Raw genomic sequence first — 13,925 nt, 5'->3', positions numbered from 1 at the left:
GGGAGAGTGGTAAGCAGGTGCCCGGCCAGCAGCATTCTTCGCTTGCCGCAGGCACATCGTCCGCCCTAGCTTTCACACTGAAGCAGAACAGCGGGGGCGTTCACCCGGCATTCGCGGGTTTTGATGAGGCCGGATCTCTCCGCGCCTGCCAAGCGGAGTAAGGCTATGGTCACGACGGACAGCCTCAAGGAATATTTCGATAAATCTCGACGCTTCGATCAGGATCGGATGATATCGGCCGAACGGTCGAGGCGGCTTGCCTGGTTCGTGGCGACGGTCGCCAGTCTTCTCGCCTGCGTGTCGGTCGCAGCGGTCGTGGCGTTGACGCCGCTGAAGACCGTCGAGCCATTCGTGATCCGCGTCGACAACTCGACCGGCATCGTTGAGGTCGTATCGGCTTTGTCCTCGGCGGCCGGCACCTATGATGAGGAAGTGACCAAATACTTCGCTGCCCGCTATGTCCGGGCGCGCGAGGGCTATGTCTGGTCGGATGCCGAGGAGAATTTTCGCATTGCCTCGCTGATGTCAAACTCCGCCGAGCAGCAGCGCTTCTCATCCTGGTATCGTGGCAGCAATCCGGAATCGCCTCAGAACGTCTACGGGCGCTCGTCAACGTCACGCATCGCGATCAAGTCGATCTCGCTGATCAATAACAATGTGGTTTCGGTCCGATACACGAGAACCGTCACACGGGGTGACGATATCCGCACGTCCCATTGGGTCGCGACGATCACCTATTCCTATGCCAATGCCCCGACATCCTCCAGCGACCGGCTGGTGAACCCACTTGGGTTCGTGGTGAGCGAGTACCGGGCCGATCCGGAGGCCTTCAATTGAAGAAAGCAAGACTTTTCGTTGCTACCGCCATCGAATTGCTGGTGATGCCGCCGGCCCATGCACTCGAGATTCCGACCAGTGCGCAGCAGGACAATCGCGTCCGCTTCGTCAACTACCAGCCTTACAATATTACGCGCGTCGTCGGGACGATCCGATCGTCGGTGCAGGTGGAATTCGCCCCGGATGAAGAAATCGCGCATGTCGCGCTGGGCAACACGGTTGCCTGGGAGGTCGCGCCAGCCGGGCATATCCTGTTCCTTAAGCCGCGCGAGAACCAGCCGGCGACGAACATTTCCGTGGTCACAACGCGGCGGGACGGATCCAAGCGCAGCTACCAGATGGAGCTGGTCGTGCGGGACGGCTCCGTGGACGCCGGACAGAACACCTACTTCTATGTGAAGTATCGATACCCGGCCGACGAAGCCGCGCGCCGCCGCCTTGAGGAAGAGGCGCGCAAGCGCGCCGCCGAGGCCGGTTATGCCGACCAGGTCCTCGGCATTCACGAGCAGTATGGTCCGCGCAACTGGCGCTATTCGGCTCAAGGGTCCGCGGCGATCGAGCCGCAGTCCGTCTACGACAACGGCAAGGTGACGACGTTCGCCTTCAGCGACAATCAGGAAATGCCGGCGATCTACATCGAGAACTCTGACGGGACGGAGAGCCTGGTGCCGAAGACCGTGCAGGGCGATCTCGTTCTGGTTCATGCGATTAGCCGCAAGTTCATCCTGCGCCGTGGGTCGGACACGCTCTGCATCTTCAACGAAGCCTATTCACCCGTCGGCGTGGATCCGGGCACGAACACCACTTCGCCCTCGGTCGAGCGCGTGGTCAAGGCTCCGACCGCCGGCCAGTAGGGGAGGGCATTATGTCAGACACTGAAAATGCAACGATCCCGGGCGAACGCGGAGAAACCTCGGCGACGCACAAGAAGGAAACCAACCCGCTCGTGAAGCGCGGCTCTGTCGTGTTCGCGATCGTCGCCTTTATGGGCTTTGCCATGTGGTCGATGCGGCAGGCGCCAAAGGAAGAGGCCGAGCAACCTGGCTCGAACGTTATCCGGCAGACCACCGAATTCGAGCCGGCCAAGGCTGAACCTGAACCGGTCGTGCTGCCCGTGCCCGAGATCAAGCTCCCGACGCCGGCGGTCGCAGCAGAAGAAGCCCCTGCCGTCGATGAACTGCTCGAAGCCGCCCGGCGGGCGCCGGTCATGGCCTTCGGCGGCGGCCAGACCGGCAACAGCAACCGCCAACCGACAGGCGCGGCACCAACCAACGATCCCAATTTCATTCCGGTCGATGGCGCGTTCGGTGGACGGGGACAGGGCGAAAACGAGGATCAGCGCTTCAACCGGATGCTGAAGCCCACGGTGCTGGAGGGCTCGAAAGCCGGGCATCTCGGCAATCGCAACTTCATTGTCGCGATGGGCACCTCGATTCCCTGCGCGCTCGAGACGGCGTTGTCGTCGGACCAACCGGGCTTTGCCAGTTGCGTGATCACGCGCGACGTGCTGTCCGACAATGGCCGCGTGGTTCTGATGGAAAAGGGTACCCAGGTCGTCGGCGAATATCGCGGCGGGCTTCGCCGCGGGCAGAGCCGCCTCTTCGTGCTTTGGAACCGTGCCAAGACACCGACCGGCGTCATCATCACGCTGGCCTCTCCGGCGACAGACGCCATTGGACGCGCCGGATTCGACGGCTTTGTCGACACCCATTGGTGGGAGCGGTTCGGCAGCGCTTTGCTTCTGTCCGTTGTCGGTGACGTCGCCACCTACGCAGGTCAGGAATTGCAGCGCAGCGATGTTCAGGCACAGGGCACGACAAGCGCCGGCAAGGAGGCGGCCGCGATCGCCGTCGAGCAGTCTATCAACATTCCGCCGACACTGACCAAGCACCAGGGTTCGCTCGTATCGATCTTCGTTGCACGCGACCTGGATTTCTCCAGTATTTACGGCCTGCGCGTCACCGAGCCGCGCAACACGATCTACGACCGGGCCGTGATGGGTGATTTTCACCCGAAATCCGATCTCGTGACGAAGTAGGGCAGGGGATGGCGGAAAATTCCGATGCCGGCGTCGTTCGCCAACTCCTCCTCCCGCTCGCTCCCTTCCTCAGGGACAAGAGCCTCTATGAGGTCGTCATCAATCGGCCCGGCGAAGTGCTGACGGAGGGGTCGCAAGGCTGGCAGCGCCACGAGCTGCCGGACCTTTCATTCGACAAGCTCATGCGTCTGGCGCGGGCCGTTGCCAGCTTTTCCAATCAGGGTATTGACGAGACCCGCCCCCTCCTTTCCGCGACCCTTCCGGACGACGAACGCATCCAGATCGTGATCCCGCCGGCAACAACGAGAAACACCGTCTCCATCACCATCCGCAAACCGTCATCGGTGTCCTTGTCGATGCAGGATATGGAGAATGGCGGCCTGTTCGATGCCGTCGTCGCCAGCACGGAACAGAAGGAGGCGGAAGACCCGCTGCTCCAGACCTATCGCCAGGGAAAATACCGGGTGTTTCTGGAAGGGGCGGTGCTTGCGCGAAAGAATATCATCATTTCGGGCGCCACAGGCTCAGGCAAGACTACACTGTCGAAGGCTCTGGTCCAGCACATTCCAAAGGATGAAAGGCTCATCAGCATCGAGGATACGCCTGAGTTGGCTATCTCTCAGCCGAACCATGTCCGGCTATTCTATTCGAAGGGCGGCCAGGGCGTGGCCAGGCTGGGCGCGAAGGAGCTCCTGGAATCCTGCCTGCGCATGCGTCCCGATCGAGTGCTGCTGCAGGAACTGCGCGACGGAACCGCCTTCTATTATATCCGCAACATCAACTCGGGTCACCCCGGCTCGATCACCACGGTGCATGCGGACTCCCCGAATCTCGCATTCGAGCAGCTCACGCTTCTCGTTAAGGAATCCGAAGGCGGAAGGGACCTCGACCGGGACGACATCCGCAATCTGCTCAAGATCTCGATCGACGTGATTGTTCAATGCAAAAGGATTAACGGACGCTTCCGTGTGACCGGAATCTACTTTGCGGATGCTGAAAGTGGGAACTCAATCCAATCCGCTCGCTGACACGGGCATTTGCGGCCAGCATGTCGCGGCGGTTCAACGGCAACACAGAATCAATCGTATCGAGTTGTTCTGCTCGGCTTACAATATTTGAAGGCACTGGGTTGGTTTGTTCATAGAATGACGCCATCTGTTCTAAGACTTGCGGAAAATCCGTATGTTACGGAAAACCGAGGTTGATCATGACATCCACAATAACGACCGCAGCCCTTTCTGATAGTCCAAACTAATTCTAGGTGCATATCCTGTCGCGGGCGATATTTGACTCATACTCATACTCATACTCATACTCATACTCATACTCATACTCATACTCAAAATCAGAAACAGGCCAACCAATTCGCACCGTTTAATGGGGCGAACCCAGCCGTATCGTTGGTAAAGCCCAATCAGGACTGCAGCAATTCAGTGTACATGAGCTCGATACGCGCAGCCTCCTCTTCAGTCAGGCCGGCAAACTCCCTTTCGCGAGCACGCTTCGACAGCTTACCGCCATTCTGGCTTAGAAAGCGGAACAGGAGATCGAGCAGTCTGTCCGGCATGTCAATCATGCGCGAGACCTCATTCTTGAAACTATCATAGGTTTTCAGGAAGGCGGTCTCTGCTGGCAGGTCAACATCAACGGTACGCGCCACGCATTCGAACAGGAATTCCGCATGGGGCGTTGCGTCGAAATATCGATAAAAATCGACCGTCTCGTTCAGCACCTCTACATTGCCTCGCTCGGTCGGTCGCCAGCGGACAAAAGGCAACAGGCGACGGGAATAGGTCTCCAACACGTGACGGTACTCATCAATGCGGTCGAGAATGACTGCCGAGACAGGAAACACCAACCCAGGCGGATTGAAACCGCGTTCCGCCAAAACATGATGGATGACGTAACGATGCAGGCGTCCATTTCCGTCCTCAAACGGATGGATATAGACGAAGCCGAAAGCAAGGGTGGCCCCGGCTAATACCGGGTCCAGTTGCCGTGCTGCACCGCGGTCGAATGCGGTCAATCCTTCGATCAGAGTCGGCAGATCGTCATGCCGGGCGCTGACATGATCCGGAATGGGCGCGCCGCTCAGGCGATCATGCTCTCCGACAAAGCCGCTATCAGCGCGCAGGCCAAGGTGTACGAAACGCGCATCGCCAATGACGAGGCGCTGCAATCGTTCCAGTTCGGCACGGTCGATTGGATGGCGACCGGCCTCCGCGATAACCTGTCCCCAGCGTTGAATGCGGTCCCGGGGAGGGTCTTCGCCTTCAATCTGGAAACTCGACCGTGAATCCTTAAGGAGCAGGAAGGCCGCAGTACGGGCAAGCAAATCCGCCGGCACCTCAGCGATCAGGCGCCGAGCCTCCTCGCCGAGATCTCGGGCGATAAAAGCTTCTAGCTTGGGTGTGCGGAAGATCATCGGGCAGAAGGCGGGTGTGCCCGGCAGATTATTCTTCACCCGATGGCGAGAGGATGTCGTCCCATCGATTGCCCATTGCAGATCGGGATCGACGACCAGGGCGTATGTGCCCCGGGTTGCATCATCGAGATCGAGCCTGGTGTCGAGCAGCCATTCATAAAGAAACCAGAGACGCCGCGCATACGCACCGGTCGGCGCTGCATGCACAATGTCGATAAGTGGCCTTGGCCCAGTAGCCTGAAACAGGGCTTTAAGGACGGCCAGGTCCAGACCTTCGTAACGTAAAGCGAAGGTCAGATGGCCTGTGAGACTAGCGTCTGGTTGGTGGCGTGGCGTATAAAGCTTCCAGTCGTCAGCTTGATAGACTTTGTGGCGCGCACCGATGGCGGCGAGGTTGATCGGCACGGGAACAGCGAGCTCGAAAGCGTCGATTAGGGACGCGTATCCGACCGGGATTGCTCGTTCCGGTAGGCGACGGTCGTGAAAAAAGCTCACCTGGCCTGAAAATGGCTTCTTTTGCCCAAGAGGCATGATTTTTGATACTTTCCCCTGAAATTCTTTTTCACTCGCACTGTGTCATGAAAACCAATCCTATTCAATGAATTTCGAATCTGAATGAGGTTACTCCGTGAAAATCAATAACAGACGCGACAAGGGGAGATCAGGCTCGTTCTGCGAATGATCGGGAAATGAGTTCGGGGAGGACTCTGTAGCCGACGCACTTCCCCGGGTTGTGGCGCGAATTTTTCATTTATGCTGCGCTATTGTCGTTTCGGTGGGAATAATTGAGTGAGGTGACTGGCTATGGCAATTGATTTCAAAGGTTTTAATTTCCCCAAAAGTGTCACCCTTTATGCGGTGTTCTTCTATGTTCGTTATTCCGTTTCTTATCGTGATCTTCAGGATATCTGGCCGAGCGTGGGGTGGACGTTGACCATGCAACATTGAATCATTGGATTGTTCTTTACGCGCCGCAGATTGCAGATCAGGCTCAGAAGCGTAAACATCCAACCCTTCACTCGTAGCGTGTTGATGGTTCCACCAGAGATTGTCCCGTTGCGCGCTGCGCGCGCTAGTGTTTTCAACCCATTTTCCATTCGTGTACGACGATCTTCCAACCATTCCCGAGGACGCAGGGGAATGGCAAGTCGGGTTGTGTTAGCAACATGGAAAAGCTGCCCCAGGTGCATCATGCCTTCCATTATGGCATGTCGAAGCAAAATTTTTTGCAATTTAACACGTTGGATCTGATCGCCAAAAATCCACAAATGGCACGTGAACGAGAAGAAATCTCTCCGCCTGTCCGTATTCATCCGTTTAAAGCTCATCTGATTATTTATCAAATTGAACAAAACGGTGCGATACTTGTAATTAGGATACGGAATGCATTTGAAGACTGGATTAGCGACCCTTTATGAGGTTTATTCTGTTCTCACAAGTCTTGGGAAGAGCAAAAGCTGTCACTAACTCTAAATCAGAAGCCTGACATTAGATCGCCCTCGGATCCACCGAGCATTCACGTCTTAGATAATGTCTGCCGTAAACCGATGATGATCGCGTCGGGTGACGTATTTGTGTGGATGACCATTCCGTTGTGCAGCGCTCGGCGCTGTGCAGAACTCAACGATGACGTTTGTCTAAATCGTATTACCTCCGGGATAGAGAAAACATACTCAACCCTCGCGCCAGAGACGCCCTTTTAACCGCGCCTCATAACATTTGCGATGATATCGCCGTCTTCTTCTGTGATCTCGAATCATCCGAAACTGAATTTATGTAATCATTCCAACTTCTACGGCTTTCGCCTAGCCTGTACTGAAAACGGATATAGAGTTACACGGCGCGGGCCCAAGGCCAAGGCTGCTACTCTGATGGGCTTCTGCTGTTGATCTGATTACTAAGTATGATAAAGTATGCAAAAAAGGAGCTTAGTCATGTCTTCAGTGGAACGTTTGACCATTACCCTGCCCACAGAAATGGCAAGCACAGTGCGCGATGCTGTTGCTGGCGGTGAATACGCCTCTACAAGCGAAGTCATTCGTGAGGCATTACGCGATTGGGTGCGTGCGCACGACACCGAACGTCGGGATCTTGAAGCCTTGCGGGAAGCTATTCGCGCAGGGCTGGAGAGCGGCCCCGCTATTCCTGCTGAAGAAGTCTTTGCAGCCCTGCGCGCCCGCTACACCAAGGCCGGACAATGACGCCCTTTATTCGTCCCGCCGCACAGGCAGACCTTATCGAGATCGGCGATTACATCGCGATCGACAACCCGGATCGGGCGCTATCCTTTATCGCGGAATTCAAAGCGCTCATCTTTAGCGCAATTGCGGTGCGGCCGGACAGCTTCCCGGCACGACCTGACCTCGGAGAGGGCCTGCGCGTCGCGCGCCATCACCGCTATCTCGTCTTCTTCACGCACAATGCAGAACGCATCGAAGTGCTGCGCATCTTGCACGGCGCGCGTGACCTTCAGTCCATTCTGAACTGAGCCGGGAAGAGGGCAGCACGAAAGTCGTCGCCCCTCGTTTTATGGCCGCCATCGCTTCTCGACTGAGCTTATCGCTGAAGCAGTGTTGCTGCATCTCCGGTTTCTGCAGAGTTTTTGTATGGAAGATACAGGCTGGCATATGAGGGATCATCAATACCCGAGGAACACTGCACTCGCGGGCTAATAAGCTCGGACTAGATTACGCAAATGCAATCCGTAGCCGCACCCCCAAACCACATTCTTGACTGGCAATCAGATCCGCACATCACTGCTTTGCGCTCAATTGCCGTCATCTCGCTCCCAATTGCGCAAGGCTGAAAGCTGACATTAGTGAAGAAACTTCAGTCCTGTGAGCGTCGAGACGCCTAGCGCGGCAGAAACAGCCAAAATAGTGAGGCTCCAGCTCGCACCAAAATTCGCTATACCGAAAGCCATCGCGAAAGGTGCAGCGCAGACACAACTAGTCTGGCTGACATGATCTTGCCTTGCATGGCACCGTAGCCGTCACTGCCGAATAGAGACAGCCGCAACGTTCCGGAGACAATACTGAATAGACCGTTTCCGAAGCCAAAAAGACAGGCAAACATCATCGTCGCAATAATGGATGGGGCTCCGAATAGCAGAACAATGAGGGCTAGCCCCATCAAGGAGGCAGAGATTACTGCCAGACTGATCGGAGCGAGGTTTTTGCCACCGAGCATGTTGATCAGGCGGCTGGCTACCTGAGAAGGTCCGAATATCGCGCCAATAAATGCTGCAGAACCTGCAAGACCGAGCGCGCTCAACATCGGCACCATATGGACCAGAATGGCCGCTGCAACGAGAGCCTGCGTCGAGAATGCCACGAGAATAAGTACGAAACCTTTGCGCCGTTGATGGGCAGGCAGATCACCTGAAAAGGCGGTTGTGACTGTTTCATTCGTTGATCGTTTCCGACCACTCTTTGCAATAGACCGCGCGAGCAAAAGGTGTACCGGCACGCAGAGAAACAAATGGAGGCAAGCGAACAGCAAATAGGTCTGTTGCCAGGTAAGCCAATGTTGAAGGGTTGTTGTAATGGGCCAGAAAATTGTCGAGGCAAAGCCTGTAATCAATGTCAGATAGGTGATGCTACGCTGGGCAACATTTGGAGCTAATTGCACCAATAATGCAAAGGCTGCTCCATATTGGACGAGGTTTGCGGCGATTTCGATGATCGTCAGCGCACCTGCAAACATCAAAGCATTTGGAGAAAGCGAACACAGCATGAGAGAGACGGCGGCCAGTATCGAGCCTACCGTCATCATGCGACCTGCGCCGTAACGATCAATCCATTTGCCTAACCAGGGAGCCAGAAAGCCCCCTGCTAACAGGGCAACTGACAGCGCTCCGAAAATCCATTCGTTGGAAACATAGAAGTCCCGCGCCATGGACGGCGCGAGAATGCTGAAGGAATAATATAAAGTGCCGTAACCGATATTCTGGGTCAGTCCGAGACCGGCAATGGCCGCAATGGGAAGCCGTTCAGCGCTCATATTGATTTCAACGAAACACGCCTTTCGAGTTTGACTGCCTCTTCCTTGCGCTCGCTATACCGGTCTGTGAGATGATCCGAGATGCCACGCGTCAGAAGTGTAAATTTCATCAGTTCTTCCATCACATCGACCACGCGATCATAGAACGATGAGGATTTCATCCGTCCAGCGTCGTCGAATTCCTGCCACGCTTTTGCGACGGATGACTGGTTTGGAATGGTGATCATTCGCATCCAGCGCCCAAGAATGCGCATCTGATTGACAGCATTGAAGCTCTGCGATCCGCCTGATACCTGCATCAATGCCAGAGTTCGGCCCTGCGTCGGACGAATTGCTCCACCCGGCAATGGAATCCAGTCGATCTGCGATTTCATGACAGCGCTCATGGCTCCATGACGTTCCGGACTGGTCCAGACTTGCCCTTCTGACCAAAGCATTGCCTCACGCAATTCCTGAACCTTCGGATGGTCTACTGAACCGTCGTCTGGCAAGGGAAGACCATTGGCATGAAAGACACGCGTTTCAGCCCCCATCGCATCGAGAAGGCGCTGCGCTTCCAGCGTCAGAAACCGACTATAGGAACGATCACGAAGTGAGCCATAAAGCAAAAGGATACGAGGCCTATGCTTTGGAAAGTCGGCGCGTAGTGCATCCAGGTCGGGCAATGCGAACGAATTCTGATCAAGGTTCGGCAGGTCCATGTCAGCGGGACTTTCTTTCATAGGTGATGACTTCTCCGTCCTCCTTGGTGAATGACGATACCGGGTTTTCCAGAATGTCGAGAACCAGTTCTGACGGACGGCACAGTCTGGTGCCAAGCGGCGTTTCCACGATTGGACGATTGATCAGGATAGGATGCGCCATCATGAAGTCGACCAGTTCATCTTCGGTCCACTTCAGATCGGACAATGCTAACTCGACATATGGTGTGCCTTTCTCACGAAGGAGCTGACGTGGTGTCATCTGCATTGCAGTGAGCAGTTCGACCAGTCGTTCTCGCGAAGGCGGATTTTGTACATATTCAATGACGACAGGCTCCTCGCCGCTGGCACGGATCAAGGCCAATGTGTTGCGAGACGTGCCGCAGTTCGGATTGTGGTAGATCGTAACTGACATCAGCGTTTTCCTGTTTCGGTGACTGGCTTTTGATTGGCACCGCGTTCGTACCAGCCCTTGGAGCGGTTCACGATCCAGACAACCGAGAGCATGACGGGCACTTCAACGAGGACACCCACCACTGTTGCGAGCGCCGCACCAGATGAGAAGCCGAAAAGGCTGATAGCGGCTGCTACTGCCAGTTCGAAGAAGTTTGAAGCACCAATCAAAGCCGAGGGACCGGCGACGCAATGTTGCTCGCCTGAAATTCGATTCAACAGATAAGCGAGGCCAGAGTTGAAATAGACCTGGATGAGAATAGGAACCGCGAGTAACGCAATGATCATGGGCTGTGCAATGATCTGCTCTCCTTGAAACCCGAAAAGCAAAATCAGGGTAGCGAGAAGGGCTAGGAGAGAAACAGGTTGGAGAGCATTCAGAAGGCGCGTCAGGGACTGCGGTCCGCCGCTCTTAAGAAGGCCACTGCGCAGGACTTGCGCAATTATAACGGGGATCACAATGTAAAGAACGACAGAAATTACGAGCGTATCCCACGGCACGGTGATTGCAGACAAACCTAGAAGCAGTCCAACAATCGGTGCAAATGCGATGACCATGATCGAATTGTTTAGTGCCACCTGAGAGAGCGTGAAATGCGGCTCGCCTTTCGTCAAATTCGACCAGACGAACACCATTGCCGTACAAGGGGCCGCTGCCAGAATAATCAGCCCAGCAATGTAGGAATCGATCTGGTCTGCAGGCAGATAAGGGCGAAACAGCCAACCGATAAATAGCCAACCGAGAAGCGCCATAGAGAATGGTTTGACGGCCCAATTGATAAATAGCGTGACACCGATACCGCGCCAATGTTCTGTGACTTGCTTAAGCGCCCCGAAATCGATTTTCAGAAGCATCGGAATAATCATAAGCCAGATGAGCACAGCGACTGGGATATTGACGTTTGCGACCTCGGCAGAGCCAAGCAGATGAAAGAATGCTGGGAATATATGCCCCAATGCGACACCGGCGACTATGCAAAGCGCCACCCAGACAGTCAGATAACGTTCGAATGTGGACATCAGTTATTCTCCACATTTGTCTGTGTGCTACGTTTCATGGTGCCGATTGCGTTCAGATGATTATGCAATGCCATGCGGTCTACCGTGGCGTGAGGAAGGCTCAGGAAAGCCGATATCCGGTTCTTCAGAAAACGAGCCGCCTGCGCAAAGGCGCGCTGCCTTTCTGCTTCATTTCCTTCGACAGCGGCAGGGTCCTCAATGCCCCAGTGTGCTGTCATAGGATGGCCAATCCAGACGGGGCAGGCTTCTCCGGAAGCGTTGTCACAGACCGTAAAAATGAAATCCATCTGAGGGGCGTCGGAACCTGAAAACACGTCCCAGCTTTTTGAGCTCAGATTCTCGGTGGAATAGCCCAGGGCGTCCAGCTCCGTGATTGCGAGAGGATTTACGTTGCCTTTTAGCTGACTACCCGCCGAATAGGCGTGAAAACGACCTTCGCCGTCCTTGTTCAGAATTGCTTCGCCCAAAATTGAGCGTGCGGAATTGCCCGTGCACAAGAAGAGCACGTTGTAGATCCGATCCGTCATTTTATCAGTCCGTTTATGGATGGCAGAATTCATCGGCCATGGGTTACTGGGCGACCGTCTTCGGTTCGCAACAGGGTGTCAGGCTTTTTATAAGAGGTGCGCAGAGCTCAGCACTGCCGCCACAGCAGTCCTTGATCATGAAAAGGGTCAGATCGCGAAAACGGTCGAGGTCGGCGCGATAGATGATCGAACGGCTCTGACGTTCGCCTTTCACAAGTCCAGCGCGAGATAATGTCGCCAGATGCGCGGACATCGTATTCTGCGGCACATCCAGCATGCGTGCCAATTCACCAGCAGGAATACCCGCAGGTTCGTGTTGCACCAACAGACGGAATGTATCCAGTCGTGTCGGTTGAGCCAGAGCAGCGAAAGCGGTTATTGCTTCTTCATTTTCCATATATCTAGAATAATCGATATAAAAGACCTGTCAATAGGCAAAGCTGTTTCGACACATTGTCGCCAGTTCGTAAAATTGTCCGGCTGTCTAGCTCCCAAGTCGTCCGGAGGCGTATTGCGCAAGACCTGGGGAATTCACAATTGATAGTTGGTACAGCAGAATTCATACATTGGCAGCGTTGTTGATATGGATAGCCGCGGACCGCTGTTGAGAACCGCAGATTATATGACCAAGGAAGCATTTTTAGCGAAGCAGCCAGTCTGAGTTTACAGCAATGGAATTGGAGCCTTATTTGCTTTCTCCTTACATAAAGCGCATGATGATTATAACGACAGTAATTGAAATGGGTGCTGTCATTTGGGCTTCAAATGCCTGACCCGCAACAAAGGAGGACGAAATGTCTTCCATCGCGTTTAATTCCAGAAACATCACTATGATTTCGCGACTTCTAAGGGAGGCTCGCAAACCCGGCGACACACAAGATTTGCGCACTGATGCTGCACGTTATCTGACACGTCGATTTCAGGAGGGAACACGTGACGAAGGTCGGCTACAGATCGCCCTGACACAGTTTATCAAGAAACATCGAAGAATGGCAGAGGCCGCCGATCGTTGAGATGACGAAGGCGGCGCAGTAAAAAGCGAAAAGTAATGGCCCTTTCATTTCCAAACCCCAGTAGAAGTTTCGATGATCTTGAGGTGGGCGTGCGATTTGTCGGCTACGATGGAATGACCTCCGTCCCATTTCTAATCGATAAGCCCGCCCTGGAGAAGAACGGCGCCATTGCAGCGACGGAATCATCGCTTCTTGCTGCCTTCGACGCCTCACGGAAACTGATCTACGATGCTGCTCGCGAGGTCTATTCCAAGGCTCGGCAAACTTCCTATCGCATCACCGTGGAGGACATGAAGTAGCTTTTTATGCAATGATTGTGCCGGTCTGCCGTCGCAATTCAGCCTCAGTTGCTTTGCTCAAATTTAAAGCGCATGGTGCATGTCTCGACAGCTTTTGAAACGGGCGCTGTCGGTTGCGAGTGCATACTCCAGCCCCAATACAAGGAGGACGAAATGTCTTCCAAAATTATCAAGCCCTACTTTGGACCTACCGACTTTCGAATGATGCGTGAAATACTGCGACGCGCCGGCTATCGGCTTTACGATACCGCAGAAAACCGTGCCGCTCACATATTCGCAGCAAGGCTACTCATTCAGGAATTTCAATCTGGACGCTCACCATCGTGAGGGATGCCGCAGGTTTCTCGGCAACATGCCCGTAAGAATGTGGAAGTATCTCCAGCGGTGATTTGAACCATCACTGGATTGGTCCGGTAAAAGAATTAGTTAATTCCTCAAAAACAGGAAGTTTTCAAAATGCCCCGTGGTCAGAAAAGAAGTAACCGAGAAATAAGAAAGCCAAAGAAAGATAAGGTCAAGGAGAAAACTGCGTCAACAGATGTTGTTGCAGGTCGCTTTACTACTCCTGCCAATGACTTGATCAAAACCAAACGGCATTAGTTATAGCTGT

At 54.5% G+C, this 13,925-nt stretch carries 17 protein-coding genes and 1 pseudogene; 11 read left to right on the top strand and 7 right to left on the bottom strand.

Annotated elements, in window-relative coordinates; genetic code table 11:
• Nucleotides 1-165: 165 nt before the first annotated feature.
• From CEV34_RS14995 to virB11, 4 genes are read left to right on the top strand one after another with little or no spacing between them, the layout of a single operon-like run.
• Nucleotides 166-837, top strand: a complete 672-nt coding sequence (locus tag CEV34_RS14995; protein ID WP_094543878.1) for a VirB8 family type IV secretion system protein — start codon at nt 166-168, stop codon at nt 835-837.
• The gene (gene virB9 / locus CEV34_RS14990; protein WP_094543877.1) at nt 834-1,691 is read left to right on the top strand and encodes a P-type conjugative transfer protein VirB9; all 858 of its coding nucleotides are present in this window, start codon (nt 834-836) and stop codon (nt 1,689-1,691) included. The genes CEV34_RS14995 and virB9 overlap by 4 nt, the downstream gene beginning before the upstream one ends.
• Nucleotides 1,692-1,702: 11 nt before the next feature.
• Nucleotides 1,703-2,875: a type IV secretion system protein VirB10 gene (gene virB10, locus CEV34_RS14985; RefSeq protein WP_094543876.1), complete on the top strand. Its 1,173-nt coding sequence runs from the start codon at nt 1,703-1,705 to the stop codon at nt 2,873-2,875.
• 8 nt (nt 2,876-2,883) lie between these two features.
• Nucleotides 2,884-3,903, top strand: coding sequence for a P-type DNA transfer ATPase VirB11 (gene virB11 / locus CEV34_RS14980; protein ID WP_094543875.1), 1,020 nt, complete (start codon nt 2,884-2,886; stop codon nt 3,901-3,903).
• A 386-nt stretch (nt 3,904-4,289) separates the two neighbouring features.
• Here the strand turns inward: virB11 and CEV34_RS14975 are convergent, their stop codons facing one another.
• Nucleotides 4,290-5,831, bottom strand: a complete 1,542-nt coding sequence (locus CEV34_RS14975; RefSeq protein WP_094543874.1) for a Fic family protein — start codon at nt 5,829-5,831, stop codon at nt 4,290-4,292.
• 273 nt (nt 5,832-6,104) lie between these two features.
• On the opposite strand from CEV34_RS14975, the pseudogene CEV34_RS14970 reads away from it, so the two are divergent.
• The 4 genes and pseudogenes from CEV34_RS14970 to CEV34_RS14955 all read left to right on the top strand — a co-directional run.
• Nucleotides 6,105-6,322, top strand: a pseudogene (locus tag CEV34_RS14970) (IS6 family transposase); the annotation flags it as partial.
• A 186-nt stretch (nt 6,323-6,508) separates the two neighbouring features.
• Nucleotides 6,509-6,718 (top strand): type II toxin-antitoxin system RelE/ParE family toxin, encoded by a 210-nt coding sequence (locus CEV34_RS14965; protein WP_235819077.1) that lies wholly within the window; start codon nt 6,509-6,511, stop codon nt 6,716-6,718.
• Nucleotides 6,719-7,234: 516 nt separating this feature from the next.
• On the top strand, nt 7,235-7,501 hold the full coding sequence (locus tag CEV34_RS14960; RefSeq protein ID WP_094543872.1) for a type II toxin-antitoxin system ParD family antitoxin: 267 nt from the start codon (nt 7,235-7,237) through the stop codon (nt 7,499-7,501).
• On the top strand, nt 7,498-7,788 hold the full coding sequence (locus CEV34_RS14955; protein WP_094543871.1) for a type II toxin-antitoxin system RelE/ParE family toxin: 291 nt from the start codon (nt 7,498-7,500) through the stop codon (nt 7,786-7,788). Before CEV34_RS14960 ends, CEV34_RS14955 begins: the two co-directional genes overlap by 4 nt.
• Before the next feature lie 419 nt (nt 7,789-8,207).
• Here the strand turns inward: CEV34_RS14955 and arsK are convergent, their stop codons facing one another.
• From arsK to CEV34_RS14925, 6 genes are read right to left on the bottom strand one after another with little or no spacing between them, the layout of a single operon-like run.
• Nucleotides 8,208-9,302 carry an arsenite efflux MFS transporter ArsK gene (gene arsK, locus CEV34_RS14950; protein ID WP_235819075.1) on the bottom strand — a complete coding sequence of 365 codons (1,095 nt, stop codon included), beginning with the start codon at nt 9,300-9,302 and terminating at the stop codon, nt 8,208-8,210.
• The gene (gene arsH, locus CEV34_RS14945; protein ID WP_094543870.1) at nt 9,299-10,024 is read right to left on the bottom strand and encodes an arsenical resistance protein ArsH; all 726 of its coding nucleotides are present in this window, start codon (nt 10,022-10,024) and stop codon (nt 9,299-9,301) included. The genes arsK and arsH overlap by 4 nt, the downstream gene beginning before the upstream one ends.
• Nucleotides 10,005-10,418 (bottom strand): arsenate reductase (glutaredoxin), encoded by a 414-nt coding sequence (gene arsC / locus CEV34_RS14940; RefSeq protein WP_094543869.1) that lies wholly within the window; start codon nt 10,416-10,418, stop codon nt 10,005-10,007. Before arsC ends, arsH begins: the two co-directional genes overlap by 20 nt.
• Nucleotides 10,418-11,476: an ACR3 family arsenite efflux transporter gene (gene arsB, locus CEV34_RS14935; protein WP_094543868.1), complete on the bottom strand. Its 1,059-nt coding sequence runs from the start codon at nt 11,474-11,476 to the stop codon at nt 10,418-10,420. The genes arsC and arsB overlap by 1 nt, the downstream gene beginning before the upstream one ends.
• On the bottom strand, nt 11,476-12,003 hold the full coding sequence (locus CEV34_RS14930; protein ID WP_094543897.1) for an arsenate reductase ArsC: 528 nt from the start codon (nt 12,001-12,003) through the stop codon (nt 11,476-11,478). The genes arsB and CEV34_RS14930 overlap by 1 nt, the downstream gene beginning before the upstream one ends.
• A 43-nt stretch (nt 12,004-12,046) precedes the next feature.
• On the bottom strand, nt 12,047-12,400 hold the full coding sequence (locus CEV34_RS14925) for an ArsR/SmtB family transcription factor (RefSeq protein WP_094543867.1): 354 nt from the start codon (nt 12,398-12,400) through the stop codon (nt 12,047-12,049).
• Between the two features lie 397 nt (nt 12,401-12,797).
• On the opposite strand from CEV34_RS14925, the gene CEV34_RS14920 reads away from it, so the two are divergent.
• The 3 genes from CEV34_RS14920 (at nt 12,798) to CEV34_RS27070 (ending at nt 13,642) form a co-directional block, all read left to right on the top strand.
• Nucleotides 12,798-13,016: a hypothetical protein gene (locus CEV34_RS14920; protein ID WP_094543866.1), complete on the top strand. Its 219-nt coding sequence runs from the start codon at nt 12,798-12,800 to the stop codon at nt 13,014-13,016.
• Between the two features lie 35 nt (nt 13,017-13,051).
• On the top strand, nt 13,052-13,315 hold the full coding sequence (locus CEV34_RS14915; RefSeq protein WP_007881802.1) for a DUF1488 family protein: 264 nt from the start codon (nt 13,052-13,054) through the stop codon (nt 13,313-13,315).
• A gap of 153 nt (nt 13,316-13,468) precedes the next feature.
• Nucleotides 13,469-13,642: a hypothetical protein gene (locus CEV34_RS27070; RefSeq protein WP_161624171.1), complete on the top strand. Its 174-nt coding sequence runs from the start codon at nt 13,469-13,471 to the stop codon at nt 13,640-13,642.
• The last annotated feature ends 283 nt before the right edge of the window (nt 13,643-13,925 follow it).

It is taken from the genome of Brucella pseudogrignonensis (assembly GCF_002252525.1).
Classification (GTDB): Bacteria; Pseudomonadota; Alphaproteobacteria; order Rhizobiales; family Rhizobiaceae; genus Brucella; species Brucella pseudogrignonensis.
The sequence above is the reverse complement of the archived record's forward strand: the minus strand, read 5'-3'. Positions and strand labels throughout refer to the sequence as shown.

Bases quoted from the DNA above. Each gene is read 5' to 3' on its own strand.
- CEV34_RS14925 (WP_094543867.1), bottom strand. From the start codon at position 12,400: ATGGAAAATGAAGAAGCAATAACCGCTTTCGCTGCTCTGGCTCAACCG.
- arsK (WP_235819075.1), bottom strand. From the start codon at position 9,302: ATGAGCGCTGAACGGCTTCCCATTGCGGCCATTGCCGGTCTCGGACTG.
- CEV34_RS14995 (WP_094543878.1), top strand. From the start codon at position 166: ATGGTCACGACGGACAGCCTCAAGGAATATTTCGATAAATCTCGACGC.
- CEV34_RS14930 (WP_094543897.1), bottom strand. From the start codon at position 12,003: ATGACGGATCGGATCTACAACGTGCTCTTCTTGTGCACGGGCAATTCC.
- arsB (WP_094543868.1), bottom strand. From the start codon at position 11,476: ATGTCCACATTCGAACGTTATCTGACTGTCTGGGTGGCGCTTTGCATA.
- virB10 (WP_094543876.1), top strand. From the start codon at position 1,703: ATGTCAGACACTGAAAATGCAACGATCCCGGGCGAACGCGGAGAAACC.
- CEV34_RS14965 (WP_235819077.1), top strand. From the start codon at position 6,509: ATGTCGAAGCAAAATTTTTTGCAATTTAACACGTTGGATCTGATCGCC.
- CEV34_RS14975 (WP_094543874.1), bottom strand. From the start codon at position 5,831: ATGCCTCTTGGGCAAAAGAAGCCATTTTCAGGCCAGGTGAGCTTTTTT.
- CEV34_RS14955 (WP_094543871.1), top strand. From the start codon at position 7,498: ATGACGCCCTTTATTCGTCCCGCCGCACAGGCAGACCTTATCGAGATC.
- arsH (WP_094543870.1), bottom strand. From the start codon at position 10,024: ATGAAAGAAAGTCCCGCTGACATGGACCTGCCGAACCTTGATCAGAAT.
- virB11 (WP_094543875.1), top strand. From the start codon at position 2,884: ATGGCGGAAAATTCCGATGCCGGCGTCGTTCGCCAACTCCTCCTCCCG.
- CEV34_RS14915 (WP_007881802.1), top strand. From the start codon at position 13,052: ATGGCCCTTTCATTTCCAAACCCCAGTAGAAGTTTCGATGATCTTGAG.
- arsC (WP_094543869.1), bottom strand. From the start codon at position 10,418: ATGTCAGTTACGATCTACCACAATCCGAACTGCGGCACGTCTCGCAAC.
- CEV34_RS27070 (WP_161624171.1), top strand. From the start codon at position 13,469: ATGTCTTCCAAAATTATCAAGCCCTACTTTGGACCTACCGACTTTCGA.
- CEV34_RS14960 (WP_094543872.1), top strand. From the start codon at position 7,235: ATGTCTTCAGTGGAACGTTTGACCATTACCCTGCCCACAGAAATGGCA.
- CEV34_RS14920 (WP_094543866.1), top strand. From the start codon at position 12,798: ATGTCTTCCATCGCGTTTAATTCCAGAAACATCACTATGATTTCGCGA.